The 24716-nt window shown below is 44.6% G+C and carries 24 protein-coding genes, 1 tRNA gene and 1 CRISPR repeat array; of the genes, 8 read left to right on the top strand and 17 right to left on the bottom strand.

All coding sequences use genetic code 11. The annotated features are described in order from the left end of the window. Nucleotides 1–167 precede the first annotated feature (167 nt). Both ACSX1A_RS02375 and ACSX1A_RS02380 read left to right on the top strand, forming a co-directional pair. Nucleotides 168–1973, top strand: coding sequence for a T9SS type A sorting domain-containing protein (locus ACSX1A_RS02375; RefSeq protein WP_439882009.1), 1806 nt, complete (start codon nt 168–170; stop codon nt 1971–1973). A gap of 3 nt (nt 1974–1976) precedes the next feature. Further along, nucleotides 1977–2282: a rhodanese-like domain-containing protein gene (locus ACSX1A_RS02380; protein WP_439882010.1), complete on the top strand. Its 306-nt coding sequence runs from the start codon at nt 1977–1979 to the stop codon at nt 2280–2282. A 65-nt stretch (nt 2283–2347) separates the two neighbouring features. On the opposite strand, the gene ACSX1A_RS02385 is transcribed toward ACSX1A_RS02380, so the two are convergent. Both ACSX1A_RS02385 and ACSX1A_RS02390 read right to left on the bottom strand, forming a co-directional pair. After that, nucleotides 2348–3637, bottom strand: coding sequence for a site-2 protease family protein (locus ACSX1A_RS02385; RefSeq protein WP_439882011.1), 1290 nt, complete (start codon nt 3635–3637; stop codon nt 2348–2350). Next, on the bottom strand, nt 3624–4256 hold the full coding sequence (locus ACSX1A_RS02390; RefSeq protein WP_439882012.1) for an HAD family hydrolase: 633 nt from the start codon (nt 4254–4256) through the stop codon (nt 3624–3626). Before ACSX1A_RS02390 ends, ACSX1A_RS02385 begins: the two co-directional genes overlap by 14 nt. A 97-nt stretch (nt 4257–4353) precedes the next feature. Between ACSX1A_RS02390 and ACSX1A_RS02395 the strand changes: the two genes are divergently transcribed. Next, nucleotides 4354–4427: transfer RNA gene (locus tag ACSX1A_RS02395), tRNA-Ile, on the top strand. Between the two features lie 90 nt (nt 4428–4517). Here ACSX1A_RS02395 and ACSX1A_RS02400 read toward each other — a convergent pair. Next, nucleotides 4518–4709 (bottom strand): CsbD family protein, encoded by a 192-nt coding sequence (locus ACSX1A_RS02400; protein WP_439882013.1) that lies wholly within the window; start codon nt 4707–4709, stop codon nt 4518–4520. 51 nt (nt 4710–4760) lie between these two features. Here ACSX1A_RS02400 and ACSX1A_RS02405 point away from each other — a divergent pair, with 51 nt between their 5' ends. Beyond that, a complete protein-coding gene (locus ACSX1A_RS02405; protein ID WP_439882014.1) occupies nt 4761–4997 on the top strand; it encodes a hypothetical protein in 237 nt (78 codons plus the stop codon). Nucleotides 4998–5077: 80 nt separating this feature from the next. Here the strand turns inward: ACSX1A_RS02405 and ACSX1A_RS02410 are convergent, their stop codons facing one another. Continuing rightward, nucleotides 5078–5479 carry a DUF7793 family protein gene (locus ACSX1A_RS02410; protein ID WP_439882015.1) on the bottom strand — a complete coding sequence of 134 codons (402 nt, stop codon included), beginning with the start codon at nt 5477–5479 and terminating at the stop codon, nt 5078–5080. Nucleotides 5480–5544: 65 nt separating this feature from the next. Here ACSX1A_RS02410 and ACSX1A_RS02415 point away from each other — a divergent pair, with 65 nt between their 5' ends. The 3 genes from ACSX1A_RS02415 to ACSX1A_RS02425 all read left to right on the top strand — a co-directional run bounded on the left by ACSX1A_RS02415 (nt 5545) and on the right by ACSX1A_RS02425 (nt 10204). Then, entirely contained in the window at nt 5545–7983 is a 2439-nt protein-coding gene (locus tag ACSX1A_RS02415; RefSeq protein WP_439882016.1) for a GNAT family N-acetyltransferase, read from the top strand. 37 nt (nt 7984–8020) lie between these two features. After that, the gene (locus tag ACSX1A_RS02420) at nt 8021–9712 is read left to right on the top strand and encodes a response regulator (RefSeq protein ID WP_439882017.1); all 1692 of its coding nucleotides are present in this window, start codon (nt 8021–8023) and stop codon (nt 9710–9712) included. Between the two features lie 96 nt (nt 9713–9808). After that, entirely contained in the window at nt 9809–10204 is a 396-nt protein-coding gene (locus ACSX1A_RS02425; RefSeq protein ID WP_439882018.1) for a hypothetical protein, read from the top strand. Between the two features lie 87 nt (nt 10205–10291). On the opposite strand, the gene ACSX1A_RS02430 is transcribed toward ACSX1A_RS02425, so the two are convergent. Then, the gene (locus ACSX1A_RS02430) at nt 10292–12805 is read right to left on the bottom strand and encodes a TonB-dependent receptor domain-containing protein (RefSeq protein ID WP_439882019.1); all 2514 of its coding nucleotides are present in this window, start codon (nt 12803–12805) and stop codon (nt 10292–10294) included. Nucleotides 12806–13080: 275 nt separating this feature from the next. On the opposite strand from ACSX1A_RS02430, the gene ACSX1A_RS02435 reads away from it, so the two are divergent. Next, the gene (locus tag ACSX1A_RS02435) at nt 13081–13494 is read left to right on the top strand and encodes an OsmC family protein (protein ID WP_439882020.1); all 414 of its coding nucleotides are present in this window, start codon (nt 13081–13083) and stop codon (nt 13492–13494) included. A gap of 91 nt (nt 13495–13585) precedes the next feature. Here the strand turns inward: ACSX1A_RS02435 and ACSX1A_RS02440 are convergent, their stop codons facing one another. The 12 genes from ACSX1A_RS02440 to ACSX1A_RS02495 all read right to left on the bottom strand — a co-directional run bounded on the left by ACSX1A_RS02440 (nt 13586) and on the right by ACSX1A_RS02495 (nt 24545). Continuing rightward, the gene (locus ACSX1A_RS02440; RefSeq protein ID WP_439882021.1) at nt 13586–14305 is read right to left on the bottom strand and encodes a hypothetical protein; all 720 of its coding nucleotides are present in this window, start codon (nt 14303–14305) and stop codon (nt 13586–13588) included. Between the two features lie 303 nt (nt 14306–14608). Beyond that, nucleotides 14609–15765: a CRISPR direct-repeat array (repeat unit 36 nt; unit sequence GTTGTGATTTGATTTCAGAGAATTAAAGTATAAAAT). Nucleotides 15766–15915: 150 nt separating this feature from the next. Continuing rightward, a complete protein-coding gene (gene cas2, locus ACSX1A_RS02445; RefSeq protein WP_439882022.1) occupies nt 15916–16251 on the bottom strand; it encodes a CRISPR-associated endonuclease Cas2 in 336 nt (111 codons plus the stop codon). Further along, nucleotides 16236–17138 carry a type II CRISPR-associated endonuclease Cas1 gene (gene cas1 / locus ACSX1A_RS02450; protein WP_439882023.1) on the bottom strand — a complete coding sequence of 301 codons (903 nt, stop codon included), beginning with the start codon at nt 17136–17138 and terminating at the stop codon, nt 16236–16238. The genes cas2 and cas1 overlap by 16 nt, the downstream gene beginning before the upstream one ends. Nucleotides 17139–17141: 3 nt before the next feature. Further along, on the bottom strand, nt 17142–20258 hold the full coding sequence (gene cas9 / locus ACSX1A_RS02455) for a type II CRISPR RNA-guided endonuclease Cas9 (RefSeq protein ID WP_439882024.1): 3117 nt from the start codon (nt 20256–20258) through the stop codon (nt 17142–17144). A gap of 233 nt (nt 20259–20491) precedes the next feature. Then, nucleotides 20492–20848, bottom strand: a complete 357-nt coding sequence (locus tag ACSX1A_RS02460) for a hypothetical protein (protein ID WP_439882025.1) — start codon at nt 20846–20848, stop codon at nt 20492–20494. 9 nt (nt 20849–20857) lie between these two features. Then, the gene (locus ACSX1A_RS02465; RefSeq protein ID WP_439882026.1) at nt 20858–21187 is read right to left on the bottom strand and encodes a hypothetical protein; all 330 of its coding nucleotides are present in this window, start codon (nt 21185–21187) and stop codon (nt 20858–20860) included. Between the two features lie 92 nt (nt 21188–21279). Beyond that, nucleotides 21280–21546, bottom strand: a complete 267-nt coding sequence (locus tag ACSX1A_RS02470) for a hypothetical protein (RefSeq protein WP_439882027.1) — start codon at nt 21544–21546, stop codon at nt 21280–21282. An 11-nt stretch (nt 21547–21557) separates the two neighbouring features. Further along, complete coding sequence (locus tag ACSX1A_RS02475) at nt 21558–21848, bottom strand: hypothetical protein (RefSeq protein WP_439882028.1); 291 nt, start codon at nt 21846–21848, stop codon at nt 21558–21560. A 36-nt stretch (nt 21849–21884) separates the two neighbouring features. After that, nucleotides 21885–23129: a hypothetical protein gene (locus tag ACSX1A_RS02480; RefSeq protein WP_439882029.1), complete on the bottom strand. Its 1245-nt coding sequence runs from the start codon at nt 23127–23129 to the stop codon at nt 21885–21887. A gap of 56 nt (nt 23130–23185) precedes the next feature. Next, the gene (locus ACSX1A_RS02485) at nt 23186–23521 is read right to left on the bottom strand and encodes a potassium transporter KefB (protein ID WP_439882030.1); all 336 of its coding nucleotides are present in this window, start codon (nt 23519–23521) and stop codon (nt 23186–23188) included. A gap of 84 nt (nt 23522–23605) precedes the next feature. After that, on the bottom strand, nt 23606–23854 hold the full coding sequence (locus ACSX1A_RS02490; protein WP_439883531.1) for a winged helix-turn-helix domain-containing protein: 249 nt from the start codon (nt 23852–23854) through the stop codon (nt 23606–23608). A gap of 67 nt (nt 23855–23921) precedes the next feature. After that, on the bottom strand, nt 23922–24545 hold the full coding sequence (locus tag ACSX1A_RS02495; protein WP_439882031.1) for a hypothetical protein: 624 nt from the start codon (nt 24543–24545) through the stop codon (nt 23922–23924). Nucleotides 24546–24716 lie beyond the last annotated feature (171 nt).

A 24716-nucleotide genomic window follows, 5' to 3' on the forward strand; every position in this document is an offset into this window, starting at 1 on the left:
GCCTACCAGAAATGGTGGGCGCTTTCGTTATAGGTTATAGTCAAAGGCAGGAGGTTGGTAATTTATGAGGTAATCTATCCGGCTTCTGCAGGTCGCATATGAGTTAAGTAAACAGAGTGCTTTAAATAAATTAGCTTTGTAAACCGCAAACGAGGTAATTCAACAACATGAAAAAAACGCTGACGCTTATCGTGGTTATACTTTTTGCGGGTGCGGGTGCAATGGCACAGGCTGTGTTAACCCCCCTGCAGCAGGAGCAGCGTCAGCTTTTGAAAGAAAATGTGGCGCTGCGACAGACAAGCAGCGCACTTCCCCTGCCTTTTTTTGATGATTTTGCTGCAGCAGCTACTGTACCTGATCCTGCTAAGTGGATAAGTGGCGGTGTGTTTATCAGTTACCGCTTTGCGTTTGATCCGATCACAAAAAATGTGGCCACATTCGATGGCCTTAATTCCAGGGGTTTCCCGTATGCGCCAGGTTCCGTGGGGGCCGGCCCTTCCGACACCTTAAGCTCTCAGCCGATTTTACTTGGAGGGTTAAGCCCCGCAGATTCTGTTTATCTAAGTTTTTACTGGCAGTCAGGTGGTTTAGGAGATGTGCCAGACAGGTCAGCAGCCGACCTGGTAGGCCTGGTAGTGGAGTTTAAGGATGCTACCGGAAACTGGGAGCAAGTATGGCGGCAGCCGGGTTTAGGCGATACAACCTCATTTAAACAGGTGTTTGTTGGTATAAAACAGGCAAAATTCTTTCATGATAATTTTCAGTTCAGGTTTCGCAATATAGGGCAGCGGAACGGCATGGCAGATATCTGGAACGTAGATTATGTGGTACTGGATAAAAACCGCCGCAAAGGGCAGAATACTACCCGCGATATTGCAATAAGTGAGGGCGTAAGTAAGCTCCTGAAGCACTACACGGCCATGCCTGCCAACCAGTTTCTGCAAAGCCCTGAACAAGAACTGGCTGATGAAGTAATCACAACGGTAAATAACTTAGGCGGTTTGCCAGGGGCAATTAGCTGGCGAGGTTACATTAAAAAGTTAAATGAAACTGCTGCCGACACTTTCCTGCGTAACCAGGCGCTGATCCCCGCAGGTGCCAGGCAATTTCCGGTAACAGGTACGCCTACCCTCAACAATCTTGTTTTGCCCAAAGACCAGTTTGTTTTAGTACATGGTGTCCTGCTAAACACCAAAGAGTTGGACCTGCAGCAACGGGCAAACGACAGTACACAGCGCAAAACAGTATTCTCGGATTACTTTGCTTACGACGATGGCTCAGCAGAGGCCGGTTATAGCTTCATTGGTTCATCGGCTACACAAGTGGCGCAGCGTTACGACCTGAATAAACCTGACCAGGTAGAGGCTTTTAGGGTTTATTTCCCGAGAATGCGCAATGACCTTTCAGGTACCTCGCTGACCTTTAAAGTTTGGGATGATGAAGGAGGTGTTCCTGGCAAGGTGTTGTTCCAGCAGAATTTCCAGATAAAATACAGCGACTCTCTTAATGCCTTTTATGAAGTGCAGTTGTCAAAGCTTGTACCTGTTTCCGGTAAATTTTATATTGGCTGGCAGCAACCCGGTAATCTATTTGTGAATGTGGGTTTTGACCGGAATGAAAATGCTACCGGCAGGCGTTTCCTGTTTACGGCATTAGATAACTGGAAAGAAGATACACAACTTGCAGGAGCCGTAATGATGCGGCCTGTCATGGCAGGGGAGGCACTTGGAGTAGAGGAGGAGCTGGAGGCAGCCAGGATCAAGGTATACCCGAATCCGGCACTTGGCAGAGTATTTATAGAGGGTGAGTATGAAAATCTTCGTATATATAATGTAACAGGCCGTGAGGTTTATCACCATACATATAGCAAAGCCAATGAGCCTCTGGTCCTTGACAAACTGGCACCCGGACTTTATACTTTGCGTATTCAAACTAGAAAAGCATTGATAACTAAAAAATTAATTACTTACTAAACTATGATCACATCATCAGATATAACTGTAGAGGAGCTGAAGCAACGCCTTAACAACGGAGAAACACCCGTTATTATAGACGTACGTGAAGACTGGGAGTACCAAGAAGCCAACATTGCAGGCGCAAAAAATATCCCTTTAGGTGTGTTACCAACGCAACTTGATGAACTGGAAGACCTGAAGGACAAGGAAGTAATCGTTCAGTGCCGTTCAGGAGCACGTTCTGCTACAGCAAAGGCATTTCTGCAGCAGCAGGGCTTTAGCAATGTCCGTAACCTGCTTGGCGGTATTATGGCTTATCAGGGCTAACATCATAACCCGGAGTTATGATGTACACCAAAAAGCAGCCATCCTATACAGGATGGCTGCTTTTTTTAATTAACAATAAAGGGTGAGGGGCTGAAGCAGAGTAAAAAAATTACGAAGGCAAGTATGCCAAGTACCCTGCGTGCTGGTGTAAGCGGGGCTTCGACCACGCAGGACGGATGGAAAATGCCCATTACCCTGGAAAGTAATAATCCAAACAGCAGCCAACCGCTATACCCATCGGCAGCCGGGAAAAAAATGCTGATCAGTACCTGCAGTACAAGTATAGTCGCAGCTAAAAGCAGGCTTAACTTTAACTTTGGGGTTACAGGTTGTAGCACAAAAACTAGGTACAACAGGTAAAAGGGCCATAGCCAGATATAGGCCTCCAAGGTCGGGAATACGGCAGCAAAAGCGTATTGAAGCAGCAACATAGCCATTGCAGCTGCCATACCGTTACGCCGGTTATCCAATAGTTTCCAGAAGGCCCAATACGCAAATGGGGCAAATACCACAAGCAGCTCTTCTGTCCAGACTGGCTTACTGTAAGGAGATATCACACCTAAGCCCGCATAAAGTATAAACAAGCTGAAAAAGACGGGTGAAAGACGGTTAAAACGTTTGTACCCCAACAAACCGTACAACACATGGCCTCCATCCAGTTGCCCGATCGGGAGCAGGTTGAGAGCCGTAAAGAACAGAGCCAGATAACCTGCAAATAGAAGCGGGTAATGCATCATCTCGTACTGGTTGGGCAAGAGGGCAGGGTCAGCCACAAATCGCTCAAAAAGCATGAATAGCATGTTCTTGCCTAAGGCAAGGTTTCCAAACCCGTCCTGGTAAACATGCTGGGCATAATCCAGGCCATATTGCTTGTATTCGGGGTGTATGGTGAAGATATACTCCGGTTGCGGCAAATGGGTAAACCCGTAAAAGAGCAGGGGTATAGCAACTATAAAACCAGCTAAAGGACCTGCAATGCCAATATCAAAAAACTGTTGCCGTGATATGATCGGACTTTTGATCCGAATAAAAGCACCCATTGTGCCAATGGAGGCAGTAACCCCAAACCAAAGCGGGATATAATAAGGCAGGGTAACGTTGGTGCGGTAATGCTTAGCCGTAAAATAGTGGCCAAACTCATGCACCGTAAGTACTCCCAAAAAGGGCAGCGAAAAGTATAAGCCTGCCGTAAACTCAGCCCAGGAAATAGTGCCTGCCCAGGAGAAGCCTTCCCTCCCTAAAAAGAACAGCTTTCCAAAAGTCCACTCGGTGCCCGCAATGGTTGTAGTTAGTAGCGTAATACAGAAAAGAAGCAGGTGCAGCCCATACGTCTGTTGCCGGCTAAACTGCCTCATCCTGAAAAACCTCGTTAATTGTGAGTGGTGCCTGCAGGTGCAGTGTTTTAATGCCAATTTCATTCGCACTTTTAATGTGCTGAATACTGTCATCGATAAAGAGCGTTTCTTCTTTATTCAGATCATGTTGGTTTAATATTAGCTCAAAAATGTCTGAATCTGGTTTGCGTTTGCCCACCAGGTGAGAGTAGTAAGCCTCCTCAAACAAAGAATCAAGGCTTGGAATGGTGAAACTGTGCTCCACGATCTCGTTAAAACGCTTCAGGTGTATAGCGTTGGTATTGCTAAGCAGGAAGATGCGATATTTTTTGCCAAGAGCCCGTAACAGGTCAATACGCTCCTGAGGGATGTCGAGTAACATGGCATTCCAGGCTGCGTCAATTTCTTCATCAGTCGCCTCAATCTGATACGCTTTACGAAGGTCATTCCGGAATTCTTCAGATGAGCTGTTGCCGGTTTCATATAAGTCGAATAAGTGCGACTGTTCTTTTTGACTGAACTCAACCTGGCAATTTTCTTTGCAAAGTTTCTGAAGTTCTTTCACACTTTTCTGATAATCAATGTTTATGATGACGCCGCCGAGGTCGAATATTATGTTTTTGATTGGTGTAAGGTCCACGAAGAAAAAAAATAATAGATGAGTATTTGATATATTGAATGCAAATATGTAAAATTGCACTCCCAATTCAAAGGAAGCACATTCCTAAGTAGGGAACGGGCCTATAGCTCATTCGGTTAGAGCAACTGACTCATAATCAGTAGGTGGCTGGTTCGATTCCAGCTGGGCCCACGTTGATAGTCAAGCATTTGGCTATAGAATAAAAAAATCCCCATAACAGATTTAAACCTGCTATGGGGATTTTTTTATGGGTTTATCGAATTACAAAGAATCAATCCACTTTTTGAGATCGCCTTTCGCTTTGCCGGTTTTCTGTTGAAGTTTGCCCAGCCATTCATCCTCCTTGCCTTCCTGGTAAGTGAGGTCGTTATCGGTAAGATCGCCGTACTGCTGTTTTATTTTCCCCTTCAGTTCGTTCCAATTACCTCTTGCTCTATATTCTGACTCTTTCATAGTTACTTATACTAAAATGATTGATAAATCTATACTACTCTTACGGATCTGATGCAGATTTGTACTAAAGCATACATCCCTGAAATTGCACGTGGCAAAAAATGGTCAACAGATCTGAAGGTAGAACTTACAGGCAACGTATGCTTTTGCTCAAAAAGTAAGCAGGCAGATTATGAGAAGGTGAGTATTATGATTATTGATAGAAAGAGTCCAGACGTCTCCGTTGTTGTACTGGCAGGTGGTGTTTATACTTTGTGTCTGGAAAAGCTACGTGCAAAGGCTGAATAGCATGGTTTGGAAGGCTGCTGGTTGAAAATATGAAAGAAATTAATGAAGGGTAGCGCTTTACCAGGAATTATATAAAAGAACTAATCCTTGTATTGGGCAAGCCATTCCAGGGCACTATCTTTGTCGGTAAACATGCGGGTTGGATTTTTAGGCTTATTAACCATGATATAAAAGTTAGTCATCATTTTAACAGCGGAAGAAGAAACGAGAATGGCATTCGCCTTGATACCTTCATTGCCTTCATCTGCAAAATAATCACGTGCCTCTTTCGTGGAATTCTTAAGCATTACTACGTCCACCAGACAAGGATATGATTTATTATTGGTAAACTCTTTTCGGTCTTTAACACAGGCTTTGGCCATGTCCAGATCCATGTTTTCTATCTCTTTATAATAAAAGTGAAGTATGCCATCTTTCACAAACATCTTAATATAAGGTGTTTCCTTTACTTCGAATTTACCTTCCGGATTAAAATCTTTCATTAATTGAATATATTCTTTGAGATCGGTGTTAGACAGCATTAGTCATACAATTATAGCAAAAATAAGTGGCAAAAATCAGACATAATAACATTTTAGATACGGTTGATTCTGTACTCGCGGTATCTAAAAAGAAGGGTATCATTCACCTTCATGCAGAGGATCAGGCGTTAGACGGTCAGTCGCTCACGCTGAATGGTCAGAAAGTATTACATTTTGGCACCTGCGGTTATTTAGGGCTGGAGCATCACCCAGAGGTGAAACGTGGTGCCATTGATGCCATTGAGCGTTTTGGCACCCAATTTCCGATGTCGCGCACGTATATTTCTAATCCGCTTTACCGTGAGCTGGAAGAAATGATACAGGAGATGTACCAGGCCCCGGTTGTTATCTCCAAAAACTGTACACTTGCCCACTTAACGACTATTCCGAGCATCATCCGGCAGACAGACCTGGTTATACTGGACCACCAGGCCCATGCCAGTATTCAGGAGGCCGTAAAAAAGATGCTCAGCCAGGGTGTTGCTGTAGAAATGATCCGGCACAATAACCTGGAAATGCTTGAAGACCGGATCAAGAAGCAGCGTAATAAGTTCGATCGCATCTGGTACATGGCCGACGGTGTTTACTCTATGTATGGTGACTATGCGCCTATTAAGGAGATGATTGCCTTGGCCGAAAAGTATGAGCAGCTGTATCTGTATGTAGATGATGCGCATGGTATGAGCTGGGCTGGCAAAAACGGAACAGGTTATGTAATGAGCCAGATGGAGGAAGGCCTGTACCGTAAGATGGTGCTGACAGCTAACCTGGGCAAAGGTTTTGGTGCATGTGGCGGACTGTCGCTGTTCCCGAACGAAGAGTGGTATAACAAGGTCAACAACTTTGGAGGACCTCTCACATTTTCTGTTCAGATTGAACCCGCAACACTGGGTGCAGCACTGGCCTCGGCCAGGATACACAGGAGTGAGGAGATCGTTAGTTATCAAAATGAGCTGCAGGAGAAGATCGCCTATTTTAATGCCCTGCTCAAGAATACTGACCTGCCCCTGGTACACGAAAATAACAGTCCGATCTTCTTTATCGGTACAGGCACCATGGACATGGGTAATTACCTGGTGCAGGCGCTGTTAAATGATGGCATTTATGTTAACCTGGCTACTTTTCCGGCGGTACCGGCAAAAAATATCGGTATAAGAATCACGATCTCCCGGAACAATTCATTTGAAGATATAGCGTTGTTGGTTCAAAAGCTGATGTTTAATTTCAGCGCAGCACTGGAGGCCACCAATCAGACAAATGATAAGATCAGGAAAGCCTTTAAAATGCCTGCTCCTGAAGTTGTTCATCCTGTAGCGCAACCTGAAGCAGATAGCAGGCTTTCGCTGAATGTTTATACTTCCATTGACAATATAAATAAGGCTGATTGGAACAACCTGCTCGGTCATAAAGCAATGTATGACTGGGATGGTATGAAGTTCCTTGAAGAGTCTTTTAGTGATAATGAGCAGCAGGAAAATAACTGGAAGTTCAGGTACTTCGAAGTGAAAGATACTGACGGTAAAACCGTCCTGCTTACGTTCACAGTGGTTGCCCTTCATAAGGAAGATATGTTCTCACAGGTTTCGATCTCAAAAGCTATTGAGAAAGAGCGGGAGCATAACCCTTATTACCTGACCTCTAAAGGCATTATTATGGGTACGCTCTTTACCGAAGGAGAACATTTGTACCTCAACAAGGAAAACGTTGCCTGGAAACAGGCTTTTAAACTTCTGTTGGATGAACTTTTCAAGGAGCAGGAAAGGGAGCAGGTGAATAACATTCTGCTGCGCGATTTCTGTGCCGATGACCAGGAAATGCATGAGTTTATGGTTGATCAGGGCTTTGTGAAGATCGATATGCCTGAATCATGTGTGGTCGAAAACCTGAAAGGGCAATCCGAAGAGGAGTATGTGAGCTCACTTTCACAGAAAAACAGGCGCCATTATGTGCAGAAAATCAAAAGGAATCGCCACTTTTATAACATAGAAGTTAAAAGCAGTTTAGCAGAGGATGAACTTGAACACGCAATAAAGCTGTTCAGAAATGTGAAGAACAACAACTTCGCCATTAACTCATTCCTCTTCCCGGAGAAGCTCTTCAAGCAGATAAATGAAAGTGAGGCGTGGGAGTTTATTGTGCTGTATATAAAAGAGGAGTTCTCGATCAACAGAAAACCGGTGGGAGTATGCTTCTGCCACATAAACAGCGACAAAGTGTATAGCCCAATGCTGATAGGGATGGATTACGAATACCTGATGGAGTATGGCGTTTATCGTCAGACGCTTTTCCAGGTAGTGAAAAGGGCAAATGAGCTGGGTTGCACCAAAGTGAATTTCGGGATTTCGGCTACCATTGAGAAGAAAAGGATTGGAGCTGTGTTGTACCCGAAAGTGGGTTACTACCAGGCCAAGGATAACTTTGCGATGGAACTGATAGAAAATACGTTTGCAGTAGAAAGAGATTAGTGGCATTCTGCTTATCAATAAGACTAAACAAGAGTAAGTGAAAGTTCTTAAAGAAAGAATAGAGGAAATAATAACATTAATTGCCGAAGTAGCTAATGGTAACTTCGACCACCAACTCGACGTGTCCGAGACCGGTGATGAGTTGGATGCGATTATTGCTGGTATAAATATGCTTGGTCAGGAGCTTAAGAGCTCCACCGTTTCACGGGACTTTATGCAGAGCATTTACCAGGGTGTGGTTGATATGCTGTTGATCCTGAACACGGATTATACTATCAGGAATGTAAATGAAGCTTTTGAAGAGATCACCGGATTTAAAGAAGCTGACCTGGTAGGTATGCCCCTTTCTGAATTGTTTGATCAGACAGATAACCCCGGGCTACCGGAAATCCTGACGAAATTTGAGAAGCAGGGGAAATGCCTGAACGTAGAGTTGTGCCTAAAATCAAATGGAAGCACAACAATCCCTACGTCCTGCTCACTGTCTTACCTCAGAAACAGCACCCAGACAAAAGACGGCATTCTGATTGTTGCCAAAGATATTACTGAGCTGAAGCAGAAAGAGCAGGAGCTGAAGGATGCCAAGGAGAAAGCTGAAACAGCGAATGAGGCAAAAAGTAGTTTCCTGTCCAGCATGAGCCATGAGATAAGAACACCCCTTAACGGGATCATGGGCTTTACAAACCTCTTGCGCGAGACTGCTTTAAACGAAACACAGGCGCAGTATGTAAACCTGATCAAAACTTCTGGCGCAAACCTTACCAAACTTCTAAGCGATATACTGGATCTGCACCGCATAGAGCAGGACAAGATAGCCATAGAAGCTTTCCCGTTTGACATACGTGAAACCCTGGCCTCACACCTGGAGCCATACAGGTACCTGGCCGCAGGCAAAGGCGTGGCGTTTACCTATACGTTTGATGAAGCCGTACCTCGTGTTGTAGTAGGTGACCCGACTCGTGTTACGCAGGTGCTGGTTAACCTGATCAGTAACTCGATTAAATTCACGGAGAAAGGAAGCATTTCGATACATAGCGAATTAATCGCTTTAGATGAAGCAGAACAATCAGTTGCGCTTAAGTTTTCTGTAACAGATACTGGCATTGGTATTCCGGAGGAAAAACAGGCCATGATCTTTGATTCTTTCACGCAGTCAGACCAATCAATGACACGAAAGTATGGAGGCTTTGGCCTGGGTTTGGCTATTTGCAAAAAGCTGGTTAACCTGATGCATGGCGAGATAGGGATCCAAAGCCCGATAGCAGGACAGCAAACAGGGTCAGTCTTTTGGTTTAGTGTTGAGCTTAACTATGTGCTGAATAAAACTGCCGAACCAGAAAGTGATAACTCCGACCCAGGGTTTGTATTGCGTCAGGAAGCACGGGTCCTGATTGTTGATGATAACGCGATTAATGTGTTGCTGATGCAGGATGTGCTCGAAAACCTGGGAGCGAACGTAACCACTGCTAACAGTGGGGAGGAGGCTGTACGGTTAGCGTTGGCAAGCCCCTACGATCTGATATTTATGGACGTACAGATGCCTGGAATGGATGGATTAGAAGCAACAGATCTACTCAGGAGATCAAAAATGAATAGCCCGATCATTGCGTTTTCAGCCAATGCCTACAAAGATGATATTGCTAAAAGTATAGAGGCCGGCATGAATGATCATTTGTGTAAACCTTTTACACAAAATGAACTGGTGGCATTACTCAAAAAATGGGTATAGCGCCTGATTCTTAGCAGGTAATTTAAATAAGTTAAAGGCCTTTGTAATTTATTTAAATTATTCCCCCTAAAATTAGGATATTTCGTATAGCGGAATATGGCGAAACCTATCCTAACTCCTCCTCATCGATGCCTTGCCCGAACAGCATTTAACCTGATCTGTGGTATAGAGCTTAAGAAGTATGATTTTTCTGCTTATGTGTTCTACAGCGAAGACAAAAGTAGCCTGGTATGCGCTTTATATCTGAAAGATGAGTGCGTTGCGTACGACGCCAATTACCAACCCTCCCTTTTCACCAAAGTTGAAAAACTCGATACGGTTGTCCGGCTGGCAAGATATACTGTTACAGCCCCAGTCTGTAACATAAGATATCTTGAGTGGCGCGACTCTTCTGATGCCCTTGTCATTGATGCCTTGTTGGAGAGGTATGAACAGGGACATGGTGATGCGGTAATAACATTATTTAACGCTTATTACCAGCTACAGCGATAGAAAACGAATAAGGCAAAAAAAACAAAAGCCCCTCCGGTTAGAGGGGCTTTGTCATTGGTAGTAGATAAATAGGTAGTAGTAATAATTTTACTGCACGCCGTTTCCTTCACCCTGTTTCGCATCGTCGTTACGAATGCTTCTCTTCGGTTTGCGAGGCTTGGACTTGTCCATTTTGCCAAAGCGGTAGTCGAAGGTTACACGAGCGCCACGGTTGTAGTTGTTGATAAGGATTCGCTGCGAATAGTCGATAGCTTTCACTTCGTTCTCCATTTTCATACTCTTACGGAAAGGGTTGTCAAGGCCCAGGCTGATGCCGCCTTTGCCTTCGAACAGTTCTTTCTTAAAGGCCAGATTATGGTAAGAGAAAGAGGCAGAGTTACCCTGCAGCTGCACACGGCGTGAGTTAAATCCGCCGTTAAACTGGGCACTGATACCTTTTCCGAAGCTGTAAGAAGAGTTGGCGTTGATGTTGTACATCCAGCCGCTGTTCTCATACTTGTTGCTCTTCAGGTCAACGAAATAGATGTTGGAGCTACCACCGATGGTCCACGCTTTTACCGGCTTAATAGAGCCATAAAGGCTTGTGCCGTAAGTTTTGTTTTGAGCAACGTTTGCGAACGTGATCACGGTAGTGTTGCCCTCGATGCCCGGTACAGTTTCAATGGCATTGTCTGTCTGGCGCATGTAAAGTGTCGCGCTGATAGAAGAGGTCTTGAAATACGTGCTGTACCCAAACTCGAAAAGGTTTGTTAGTTCAGCATCCAGGTATGGGTTACCGCGTACTACTGTTCCCGGCGCCTGCTCCTGGTCAAATGGGTTCAGGTAAAAAAGTGACGGACGCTGGATTCGCTGTGTAAAGTTGGCTTTTAAAGTATGTTTGTCTTTTAGAGTATAAGACAAAGCTACACTTGGGATCAGGTTATTGTAATCCTCTTTGTAGTTGGCGCTTTCATAAGCACCGTCTTCGCGTAACCTTTTAAATTCACCTTCGATCTCTGTTTGTTCGAATCGGGTGCCAAGTTTCACGTTCAGCTTTTTCTTGATAGCAAAACCATACGTTAAGTAAGAGGCATACACATCCTGCGCATAATCAAAAGTAAGGCTACTATTTACTTCTGATCCGGCAGAAAAAATGTCGCGGTAGAAGCCATCGCTGTTCACATCCCTGAAAATGGTTTTTGCGCCTATCTCCAGGTTTGTTTTATTCTCAAATGGATGTACATAATCTACCTGGAAGGTTAATTCGTCATTCCCGCCGTCGTTCTGGTTACGCTGCTTGTAAAACGGAGATTCTCCCTTGTAAAAACGGTCCTGGTAGTTGCGGGTGTCGGTATCCGTTGTTGAGTACTGCGACAGCACAGCAAGCTCACGGCCTGGTTTACCGAATGTATGCAGGAAATCAAGGTTAAGATCTGTTCCCTGTCGCTGGTTCCTGTTCTCGATATCAGTAAAGTATGACTGGGCATTTTGCTCAGTGCCGCCAATGGTTAAAAGCTGGTGCTGGTCATTATTCATCTTAAACTCGCCACCATTACGGCGTATACTTCCTGAAATACTGTTTTTGGCAGAGATCTCGTAGTCAAAGCCAATCAGCCCGTTCATAAAACCGCCGCGTATTTTGGTTTCACCTGACTGCGCACGCACCATCCTGTTTTCTTCCGGCTGGTTAAAGGTCGTGACATTGGTCATGTCGCCGTGGTTATAGAACTGAAAGGTGCTGGCATTAGCATTGATGCCCAGCTTGCCGCGGCGCACGTTCAGGCTGGCATTGCCGTTGCTGGCACGGGTACCTGCCGTAGCACTTACTGACCCGTTCACACCTTCTAAACCACTGTCTTTTTTAGTGATGATATTGATGATACCCGCTGTGCCCTCGGCATCATACTTTGCGGATGGGCTTGTGATCACTTCTACGGATTTGATCATGTCTGCCGGAAGTTGCTTTAGCGCGTCAGCAACATTGCCTGCCATGATAGACGAAGGCTTGTTATTAATCAGTACGCGTACATTGGAGCTACCTCGCAGCTGCACGTTTCCATCTGTGTCAACACTCAGCGAAGGTACTTTCTGCAGTACATCAGCAGCGTTTCCGCCAGTATTAGTAATATCTTTCTCCGCATTGTAAACAGTGCGGTCGATCTTCTCTTCAACCAAAGGTTTCTCACCTGTGATCACTACTTCGCCCAGTTTCTTTGCATCAGATGCCAGGGACACAGTGCCTACATTTACTTCAGCATTATCTGAGGCTACTGTTACGTTTTCTATGGTCTGTAACTGGTAACCAAGGAAAGACACATTCAGGTTATACTTACCTGCGGCTACTTTTTGAATAGTAAAATGCCCTTTGGCATCAACCATCGTTCCATCTATCGGTTTGCCGGTTACGGTACTGATCAGTGCCACTGTGGCAAACTCGATGGGTTGTTTGGTAGTGGCATCCAGCACGGTACCGCTAATTTTGCCATTGCCCTTCGGAATGGCTGTGCCCGGAATAGATGCTGCCTGTTGCTGCTGCGGTCTGGCCTGCTGCGCAGACGGCCCCTGAGCAAACACCGGAGCAGTACTTAGCCCCAGCAGTAGTAATAGTAAATGCTTCTTCATAGTTTTCGCAGGAAAATTTGTTTCGTATTTCGTTTGTGGGCTTTTGTTCATTTTTTAATTTTTAGCAGCTATTTTGCTGCTTTACATTGTAAAATAAAGGTGCTTTTCTGAGCTACTAAAACGGAATATACCAATGCAACTCATTTCTATATGAAAAGGCCTATGTGTACGATGAGTAGTTAATCGTTAAACTTTGGGCTTTTGTCGGAAGAGGAGCAAAAGGGATAAATTTGAATGCTATTACTATACTTTATACTTTCGGGAAAAATTGTAATATGGAAATTAACTTAACCCGCGTAGATCAGGATTATCATTTTGTGGCAACAGGTTCGGCAGGTGTCGGGCTGCACCTGGATGGGGCTCCGGAAATTGGCGGACATAATGCCGGCGCACGTCCGATGGAAATGCTATTAATGGGCCTTGGTGGCTGCAGTGCCATTGATGTGATACAGATACTGAAAAAGCAGCGCCAGCAAATTGACACATTCGATATCAAGGTTACGGCTGATCGTGTAAAAGTAGGAGAGTGCTCTTTATTCGGAACCATCAACGTGCATTTTATATTAGGTGGCCCACTAGATGAAGATAAAGTGCATAAAGCTATTAAGTTATCACTGGATAAATACTGCTCGGTGGCTATGGTGTTGTACAAAACAGCAGAAATTACCTACTCTCTCGAACTGGTATAAATAACCTCTGTTAACTGCTTCTTTGCACCTTTGCGGGCATCCTTATTAAGTTGTAAGGCACAATCTGTCTGGGTTGCAGCTGAACGCTACATTATGCAGCCAGGCCAGCGACAAACTTTACCAAAGTGCGTTTGGCAATTGGCAAGAGCGAGTTTTCAAGTGGAACCGGCACTTTTGATATAACAGCAAATGTGGCAGGATTTGGAAGCTCCTGTCGCTCTTTTACGAGTTGTACTTTCAGGGTTTCATGCGTCTGGGCCAACCCACGACGTACTGTTTGCAACAGCTGTGTGTTTATACCCCTATACTTCTCATAGGTATTTTCAAAAACGGTGATGCGGAACAGATAGACCTGGGTTTCTTTACCCGGATATGCTTCCAGGAACAGGTAGCCTTCGTTGTGGTAGATGGGGGTAATGCCTACGGAACTGATCTCCAGGTGTCGTTCCACAAAATCATAAAGCTCTTTCCCTTCTTCCAGAACCTCACCGAACAAAGGGGATGCATATTGTATGATCTCCTCTATTTGCTGCATGGTTTCGTCGTCTTCCACGATCTTTTCATACACTAGTTCCAGCTTCTCGAAGTCGGCGCGGCTGATGCGTTGCGGAAACTGCTCATATACTAGCTTTTTGTGCTCTTTTACCTGTTGCAGGTTACGGTAATGCACGATCAGGTCAGAAAAAACAGGGTACAGGCGCTTCTGACCAAACTCAGTTTTAGCAGTTTGAAGATAGGCCAGCAGCAAGTATTTTTTGTATTCAAAGTCAATAAGCCCTTCGGTTAGCCAGTTAACAGGTAGGGTGCTCATAAATCCTCCAGCTTTTAAATAGTACTAGTGCTTTTAACGAAAAAGGCCGGGGGTTTGGTTAAGGCCTCCAAGGAAGTTATTTGGTTAAAGGAGGCAGGAGGTAAGAAGCAGACGGGTTTGGTGTTGTTTAGGATTAGAAAAACCTGGCTGGTACAGTGAATACTGGTAAAATTTGAGGCAGTTTGAATATTAAGACGAAGTTATAGGCAGATGTTCTATCCGGGAGAAGAACTTTAATATTAAACAATTTCAATTATCTTTATTCAAGAAATGAATACGCTCTTTGCTTCTTGTAATAAATAAGTCTAAATCTGATTTCAGAGAATTAAAGTATAAAATGAACGTGCAGAAGAAAGTGAACGCTTCAGGGTTGTGATTTGATTTCAGAGAATTAAAGTATAAAATCAGCTTGTGTGTTGTTTCTGTCTTTTCCATGTTGTGATTTGATTTCAGAGAATTAAAGTATAAAATACGGCAGTCAATGTGAATGAAAGAGTCATAGTTGTGATTTGATTTCAGAGAATTAAAGTATAAAATCTGACCTATATTGCAGACTCCCTCTTCACGGTTGTGATTTGATTTCAGAGAATTAAAGTATAAAATTGGGAGTCTCGTTTACTTTCCGGATTAACTGTTGTGATTTGATTTCAGAGAATTAAAGTATAAAATGAAGAAGTTCTTGCGCCTTCTGTGTTTTCAGTTGTGATTTGATTTCAGAGAATTAAAGTATAAAATTCTGCAAAGTCCTGATAAAAGGGTACATCGTTGTGATTTGATTTCAGAGAATTAAAGTATAAAATCAGACTTTCGCACAGGAGTATTTTTCACTGGTTGTGATTTGATTTCAGAGAATTAAAGTATAAAATCAAAAAGGAGCTTAAACAAATGCCTCCATCGTTGTGATTTGATTTCAGAGAATTAAAGTATAAAATTGCGCCCACAGTTTGTTGTTCTTGGTGTCGGTTGTGATTTGATTTCAGAGAATTAAAGTATAAAATAGGCGGTGCGCAATGCCCTGACCTCCTACCGTTGTGATTTGATTTCAGAGAATTAAAGTATAAAATGGTGGAGGCGCAGAAAGTGCAGCTCTCCAAGTTGTGATTTGATTTCAGAGAATTAAAGTATAAAATTCCAAGGTGAAGTATACCCACTTTCTGGAGGTTGTGATTTGATTTCAGAGAATTAAAGTATAAAATTACCAATAACCAGTATGCAACCTATATCCAGTTGTGATTTGATTTCAGAGAATTAAAGTATAAAATGCCAGTACCGAACAAACCACCCTTGCCAAAGTTGTGATTTGATTTCAGAGAATTAAAGTATAAAATCTACGGCGTAAGTACGATGCCAGGATAACAGTTGTGATTTGATTTCAGAGAATTAAAGTATAAAATGTCTGTATTTTTACGGAGACCCAAGCGGCAGTTGTGATTTGATTTCAGAGAATTAAAGTATAAAATAGAGAACTTCGTAAGCTGTTTATTTACAGGTGATTACAAGGTTTTTTTTGCGTATAAAAATGCTTCTTATACCTAATGTATTACCAAGGGTTTTATACTTTTAAATGCAAAAAGCCCTGCCGAACTGACATTCCGGCAGGGCTTTTTGCATTAGAACATTTCGAGTTGCTTTGGGGCCGGGGTAACAGCTTTTCTGCCATTACCCCATAAATTTATTATGCGGCCGTACTGCTTATCTGTGAACTGGGCAATAGTAACTAAGCCTTTGGGCGGTAACATCTGCTTTACCCTGCTTACATGTACATCTGCGCTCTCGCGGCTAGCGCAGTGGCGCGTATATACCGAGTACTGCATCATAGTAAAGCCATCTTTTTGCAGCCTTTTTCGGAACTGCGTGTATTCACGGCGGTCCTGTTTGGTTTCGGTGGGGAGGTCAAAAAATACGAATAGCCACATGCTGCGGTAAGCGTTTAGTCTGTTTTGCATAGTTCAGGGTAAGCGATCTCATCTCTTTCGCCGGCAAAGCACGCTACCAGTGAGGTTGTGGTTTTATTAAGGCCGACCAATAAGGGGCTGGTTTCGCCATTTATGCGCACATCGTGTGTAAGCGTTTGTAATAAGGCTGATTTCATGGGCTTGGTAAGTTCGCTGCAGTCGGGGTGCAGCCCAAATAGCTTTTTCACGGCACTATCAACTACAGGGCGGTAAGGTTCCATTACATCGTCGGCAAGGCAATAGGCATTGTAGCGATTGTGGTGGTGTATGCCTATGGTAGGCAATAAGCCTGAACTTACCAGCGCTCTTGCCACGGCTGCCCTGAGTATGGCATAACCATAGTTAAGCAGGTTATTCGGCGCTTCGCCGAAGCGGTCGCGGCGAAAGGGCAGGGGCGAGAACACATGCTGCCAATAGTGCCTGGCTGCCCGGGCCTCCAGGTTCGTGCTGTCGCCGCTACGCACCTCTTTCCAAAACCGGAGTAGTGGCTCGTGCGGCAATTTATGGTAGCGGAGCATAAGTGCCTGGTTCCGGATCTTGGCCTGCACCGTTTGCTGCCAGAGTTGTTTTTGCAAAGGCTTCTTGGCCGACAGTTGCTGCCGGAAACGTTCGTTCTGTACCGAGTGCCCACACAGCGGCAATAATAGGCCGGTGGGGTGGTGCTTTTCATCGCAGTAAATTACTGCAGTGTTATTAGCCAAAAGCTTCTGCATCACGGCCTGCGAGTAGATCAGTTCCGGGTGATCCAGCACCACCACACCTACATCTTCAATGGGTACTTTGTTAAGCTCGCCGGTTTCACGGTTTACCAATACCAGCTGCTCCAGCCGGATGTTTAAATCCAGTGGAGAGCCTAAGTATATGGTTCGTTTCAGCATCGGCTATAGTTTTATTAGTTGGCCGGTTGGCGTTATTTTAACTTTGATCGGAGTTGCTTGTTCCCAAGCTTTCATGCTTCTGATTCTGATTCCTTCCGAATCGTATTCAATAGTAGAAGCCTTATGTATTCTAAAATTGTAATCACCCATAGACAGCTTCTGTACCCGATAGAGATATGAGTTTAGCAGCTGATGCAGGTTACTATCGTTCCAGTTCACTTCTTCATCAGCAAGGCCGAGCAGGAACATGTCATTTATCTGTAAGGTCTGCACCAACTTATACCCTTCTGCAGTAGTGGGTTGAACGACGGGTATACCTTGTTTTTTGCGTTCTACGGATTCGTAAAAAGTTACAACACGCTCGTGTAATTTGCCCTGCTCGTCCTGGTAAATGGCTACATGGTGATTACTGCCTGGCTCTACCCATTGGTTCAGGTTCTTTTTCAGCTTAACCATTCCAGAAGAGTTCTCCCGAATACGTACTTTTTTTATCGGGTTCTGCCGACCGCTTTTACCTTTTATGTTGGGCATATAAAGTGGCTCGGTGAAGGCTGATTTTGGAATCTCGAATTTCTTGGCATCCGGATTCACGCCAAAGCTGCGCAGCCTTTCCTTTACTATTCCCCGTACTGACGGGTCCACGATCTTACTGATCATGGCAGGTGTCAGGGTTTCGAGGCTTTTGCGAACAGCATAGAATTCCTGTCCCGCCAGATCCTGCCGTTTACCGTAAACAGTTTCCTTGTGCAGTTGTCCTCGTGCAGAAACTTGGCGCTGTGTCGATAGTTTTCCGTCCTTTCCTTTTACTTTCCTGTTCCAGGATGTAACAGTTTTGCTGTTCTTTTTCTGGGATACCAGTATGTTCTCAATCGCTGCCCTGGCGTCACGGTAAAAGGTATCCCAGGGAAGTTCAAAATTATGCATTTCAGGAGAGCGATCCAGGCTGTTCCAGCGGCTCAACTCCTGCAACATGCGTGGTGTTGTAAGTGCAACTACCAGTGCATCCACGGCATGGTGGCGGTGGTCGTCCCGGGTTTTCTTGTTTTTATCCTGGTTAAGTATTGAGTTTAAGCCCCAGTAATGGCGAAGTGGTGCTGTGGTTGTACCTGTGGCTACATCTACGCGGTCGCAGATACTTTTCAGGTAAGCTTTCGCCTCCTTACTTATATATCTCGTGTCATTAAGCTGTTTCTGTGCAAAGTCTTCCTCAATCTTTTCCTGCTTAAACCTGTTAAGTTTGCGCGGCATATTTTTCTGGACACGCTCCAGCACCAGGAGATAATTGGCAGTATCGCCACTCATGCACTCAAAAGGAGTTTTGTTACCTTTTTTAATGTTAAACTCTTTTTCGCATAATGTCTTGTTAGCGATGCTATCGTCCAGTGTGCGGCTGTATGGCAGTATGTGCTCAATATCAAAACGGCCGTATTCGAAGAGCTCGCTGAAGCTAATGGCTTTACCAGTGTATGGGCAAATTTTATTGCACTCTTCCCAAAGTTGGTATTTGTCTATATCATTTTTGCCAGGGCGATGGACTCCTTGTTTGATCAGTTCCTGATAGTAGCGTTCGTTACGTGCTCTGTTTTTTAATTGATCAATTCTGATATCAGCACGTTTAGTAGCCGACACTTTCAGGTCTCGGGCGAGCTCCACCCGAATAATATCAAACTTGCCATACTGTGGCAGCAGTTGGTTTACCAGCGTGCGTATCTCGAGCAGCGCCTGCTGCACAATAGGGTTGCGTAGGTTTTTCGGGTCTTCCAGCTTCTCTAGCCCGGTTTTATACTCGCTGATCTGGCTGTGGTGATAGCCGGCAAGCTTTGCAGCTTCATCGTATCTTTTACCATTGCGTAAGAAAGGCAGCATCTTGCGGATAGCCTTCAGGCTCAGGCTGCCGTAACCTTCCTTCAAGTGAGTTTTTGCAAGTTTTTCCAGCTGCTTTTCATCAAATCCCCATTTGCCAGTGGCGTACTTTTTAAGCCAGTCAGAGTCTTGTGCAAAGAATAAGGTATGCCACACATCAAGCTTGGTGATGCTTTTCTCATCTGTTTTGGAAGTACGCAAGGTTTTGTCTTCGTCGGGCAAGGTATCCCAGGCGGCTTTGCCAAACAGCTTTGAGAGTTTTATACTTGTTTCATTACCCGTAAACTGTTCACCCTCTTCATAATTAAAAGTATAATCCTCCGTCAGTTTTAGTTTTTTGCGGATATCGGTAGGTTTATTTTTGTCTTTGGTGTAGAACAGCTCTACAAGTTTGGTTTTCTCTTCATCGTCCAGCTGCTCGTTAAACCTGCCAGGTCCAGCCACCTGCAGGTTGTTGATGATCTGCCACATCCTGAACTCCTCAAAATCCGGGTGACTGATAGGTACGCGCGGTTTCTGCGGCTCCAGGGTACACTTACCAACCAGGTGCTTCTGCGATTTAAGTGGCCGCTGAAAAAACATGATGCCGAAGTCTGGTGAAGTTAGCTGCTGTTTCAGTTCAGGAGTGAGTGTATGCGGGTGATACTGTTGCTGCACGTGCCAGATCTCCTCCATTTCCTGCTCAAACCAGCTGCGCAAGGTATATCGGTTGCGCAGGCGTTGCACATGCGGGTCCAGCGAAGCTAGATAAGAACCGAAGGTTTTAAAGCCACCTTGCTGCCATTCTTCCAATGTGCCATCAATGCCGGCTTTACCATTTCCACCTTTGTAGAGCGCGCCTTCTTCGTTACTACCGGATTTGCGATTGCTCTTAAATCCCCGGCGCTGGTTCAGGTGAAATATTATGCGCCCAAGCTCATGTGAAGATAGTGGTTCAGATAAAGCCTTTTTGCGTAACTGATAAGGGCAGCCCTGCCAGAAAGGATCGTTCTCTTCAAGTGTGGCGGGCATTAAGTCTGCCTGCTTCAACGCTTTTTGCAACAGGTTATTCCTGAATTTCCGACGAAACAGTTGTCGCCTTTTTTGGCGATATTCTCCCCGTTTTGCGTTTTTAGAGGTTTCTGCTTTGCTTTTGGCATCTACGTTAACGCCTACCGGGAAAATGTGTGCACCGGCTCCAAGTATCCGTTTTGCGGTATCATCAATCACTGACCAACCAATAGAGTTGGTGCCAAGGTCCAGTCCTAATATTTTCATAGCTACAAATTTGATATTGTAATATAAATATATATCTTTGGACTAACAATGACAAAATAATCTCTGAAATCTTGTCACAATAAGGGTGAAAAATCCCGTAGACGAAAGTCTTTGGCGCTGCTTCGGTAGCGCCTTTTTTATTACCTCATTACATAGTTCTTCACTATTAATTTACTGTGGTCTGTAGCCTTGTTACACTAACCTATTTAATTGTTTCCCCTACACTATCAATTTCACTTAAACCCAAATAACAATGGGGAAAAGAACACAACAATAATGGCCCATAATGCATAAACCGGTATGTAAACGGGGATTGGTTTTCCGTCATCCTCTGTCTCGGCTTTACCTTGTACCACGTTGTAAAGCTTAAAGGTAACAAGCAACAAGTTTACAAGTATCAGGATATTGCCACCCAAAACAGCGGTTCTGTTTGGTGTAATTCCCCATTCTGATATCCGGAATAAGATGGCTGAAAGAGCAATTCCATTTACCAGGATCGTAACAAAAGACAATAGTAGTAAGACCCAGTTAGCTGATGTGCTCTTGTTTCCGCGGGTGCTTTCTGCTATCGAAAAGAAGATGATAGCCATAACCCCGATCTACAGCAAATTGAATATGATAAGGAACTCGCGGTCGCTGTAAGGATTTTTGCCTGAGTATAAGATGGCAAAGAGATAAATGACAAGCATTACCAGGACCAGCGGACTGAAGATCCTGGCAATAACCGGTGATACCTTGTTCACCAAATCCGGGTGATCATCCAGGTGTAGCACCTCCACATGCTGGTCTTGCAGGTCAACCTCGTCATCTGGAGACAGGTAAGCAGCCAGGGTTGCCAGCCCGAGTGGTGGAAACAGCGAATACTTAATTGGGCGCCAGAAGGGGCTTTCAGCCTCTGCAAGGGCGGGTAGTATGAGTTTAACTTTCAACTGGTGCGTGGTTTTAGGTTAAGTATACCTGATGGCGTTTAAGTTTTTGTACTACTGGAGGAGCAAGGCGTAACCATGTTTTGCAATCGTATTTAGTCTATCATATCGCCCAGGTCGCTCACTCCCAACGTGAACCAGATAACGATCATGCCTAGCATGATCTTGACGGCTGGTGGAATAGTGAACCCAAACCTGTTTTGGAGCCATGCATTTGTCTGCGGCGCGTAGAGCAACGAAACAAGCATGAAAAAAATACCCGGAACAGGGTGTACCAAAAGCAGGTTTAGCACACCGATCGTTAGAACGATCACGCCCAACACACCGCTGATGATTTGTGCTGGAAAGATTTGGCTTTTCATGGCTGTGTGGCTTAGCTACCTGCAAACGGTGTCCCGAAAATGCCTACAGCCAGCTCGGCCCATACCAGGAATAGGGCCACCAGTATGGCTCCGATGATGAACAAACGGTACTCTTTGTTTCGTACACGTCTTAGCACGAACTCGCACGCCAGGCCAGTACCAAGCAAAAGTATGCCCATTACTATAAAGTCGAATGGACCCCAATCTACTTCGTTTGTGAACTGCATTGCTACCAAAGGGATAAGCAATAAGAAAGCTACTGTGAGCACAATGCCAATGAGTCTTTTGTTTTGTGTAAGCATGATTTTTAGTTTTTAAGTTATTGAAAATTGAATTTTTTATTTGAACCCGAATAGCAGCGGGAATAGGAAAACCACAAGCACAGTCCAGAAGAAATAGACCGGGATGTACAGCACAATGGCTCTGCCTACCTCGGAAATGGCAGCCTTTCTGGTAACCGTCTTAAAAAGCATGACCGCGACGAGCAGCAGGTGGATCAGAATGAGCACGTTGGCACCCAGCACTGCCACACGGTTCGGCGTAATGCCCCACTCCGAGATTCGGAAGGAGATAGCAGACAGCGCAATGCCGTTTACTACTATGGTTACCAGAGAGAGTAGCAGGAGCACCCACACACCCGCCGTTGATTTCTCTTTAGCAGAGCTTTCGGCAACGGAGAAGAATATTAAGGCCATCACCCCGATCAAGAGCACGTTAAACAGCAGCAGGAACTCGCGGTCGTTATAGGGGTCTTTGCCAGAGTAGATGATGGCGCCCAGGTAAATTACCAGCATGACCAGCACCAACGGACTGAATATTTTGGCAATGATGGGCGATACTTTGTTTACCAACTGCGGATTAGTTTGAGTAAGGAAAGTAGCTACAATAGGTACTGCGGGTAAGCCAAAAGCTACGATGTATTCGAAGTAAAACTCCTCAATTTTAATACCGATCAGGGCAAATAATCCAATCGTAATACCAGTCATTATGCCTCCAGCGATAATGAGCATAGCCGACATCACTGCCAGATCACCGTTAAAGCGTAGGAAACTGAGGCGTTTCTTATAGTTGCTTAGCTCATCACCTGCATACGTTACACCAAGTATAACCCAGAGCAGCAGGGGTAAATGAATGCAGGCTAAGACAAGAGTATCGCTGTTGTTATTGTTAGGCAGCGCATTGATATACACCATACAAACCCCTATAGCAGCAGCGAGGTAAGCGGTTTTGTTTACTGCCAGTTCATTTTTCCAGGCGAAGTAAGCTGCCAAAAACGGGAATACCAGAAAGCCGATATTTCGGGGATAAAAGAACTCTTCGCTGATCGGGAAGATAACCGGAAGTTTTGCAAGTATGCCGGCAACTAAAGAAGCAACCACAACGAACAGAAATTCTTTGCCAGAGCCCCAGAAAACCTCATCTGATTCGTAGCTCAGCCTCTCGTTCCAGAATTCAGCTAGCACGTTGCCCTTGAGCTCCGGGTACAGTATGCTGAACTCCTTTTTAAAAGGTGTTTTGTTGTTTCTATACAACTCCTCAAGTTGCCTGGGATTATTCATGCTGGAAAGTATCGCTTCTTTCATGTTGCTATGCTTAAACATTTGCACTCTATTTTTATAGTTCTGGTATTTCTGGTTTTTTAATCCCACATCGTCCCGTTTAGCCCCAGCACAATACCAAGCCACAGCACCAGGATGAATACAAGTACACTTAATATGTTTGCCACTGCTGCTCTCCAGCCCCCAAGCGAACGCAGATGATCCATGTTGTAATAAAATAAACCGCCCAGTGCACTGGCTGCAGGTACCAGGAGCAGTGGTTTAACCATCCATAGCTTTGGCCAGCTTGGGTCAGATTCAGCTCCAAACAGGAAAAAAAAGATCAGCGCCAATCCAATTGTTGCCCCCTGCAGCATCCGCTTACCTACTGAAGCAGTATGAATCGGATGATTTTGTATGTCATTTTTTTGCGTCATCTCATTTAGCTGTTAGTAATGTCAATCAATTTACCCGGATGTTTTAAAGTACTTTGAAATACAAAGTGTAAGTATAAAAAAATATCAGGTTTCTTTTCTATTGCTTAAAATAAGTTGCTCCAGTGCATCCAGGTGGCTGGTAAAGGCCTTTCGGCCAGCATTGGTAGCATGGTAAGTCGTGTTGGGCTTGCGACCGACAAATTGCTTTTCCACGCGCAGGTATTCCGCATCTTCCAGCGCACGCAGGTGGCTGGCCAAGTTACCGTCTGTAAGTTGCAAAGTATCTTTCAGGGTATTAAAATCTACTTTGTCCTCTACCATCAGCACCGACATAATACCAAGTCGGGCCCTGCTCTCAAAGGCCTTGTTTATATTTTCAAAATAATCTTTCACAGGTTTGCTAGCGTTCGTATTTAAAATACACCAGCGTACCATACACTATGTGCAGCACTCCAAATCCCAGTGTCCAGGCAAGTAAGCCATACCCTATAAAAAAGCTGGCCAGCAGGCCAAGGGTAATTTCGCAGAGCCCCAGGTAACGGATATCGCTGAGGGTATACTTACTGGTATTTAATAAAGCACAACCATAAAAAATAAGCATGGCAGGGGCTACCAGGTAAAGCAGGCTGTGGTAGATCAGTATGGCACAAAAGATACCGCCTGCTGCCAGAGGTATAAACAAATTAACAAGCATTCGCTCGGTTTTGCTGTCCCATACCCGATGGCTTTTCTTTTTAGCATTGCGGGCGGTAAAAAATACAGCCAGACACAGGGCCGCTATAAAAACAAGCGCCGCTACCGATACCAGAAACAAGATGGACTCTCTGGTGAGGTTTTGCCCCAGGCTTTCAGAATAGTTAATCTGATGTGTTACCAGGTACCATTTTGCTACAGCCGCTCCTATAAGCGCCGATACACCGGCTGCTACTCCCGATAGGCCGCTGAGCGAAATAAACCGGGAAGAGCGATCCATAATGTTACGGATCTCGTGCAGGGTGGCTAACTGGTCTTGCTGCTGGTTCATATAAAGTACTTTGAATTCCAAAGTTAATTTAGTTTTACGCAAAGTCAATAGCTGGGTATAAAGTTTTTTAAAATATGTGAGAATTTTGATTGGCGAACAGAAAAGCAACATGTACAGGGGCTGCAAAGTCATTTTTAACTTAAGGGCCCGCCTTACGTTTAAAGCAGAACC

Source organism: Pontibacter sp. MBLB2868 (genome assembly GCF_051904785.1).
In the GTDB taxonomy this organism is placed as follows: domain Bacteria; phylum Bacteroidota; class Bacteroidia; order Cytophagales; family Hymenobacteraceae; genus Pontibacter.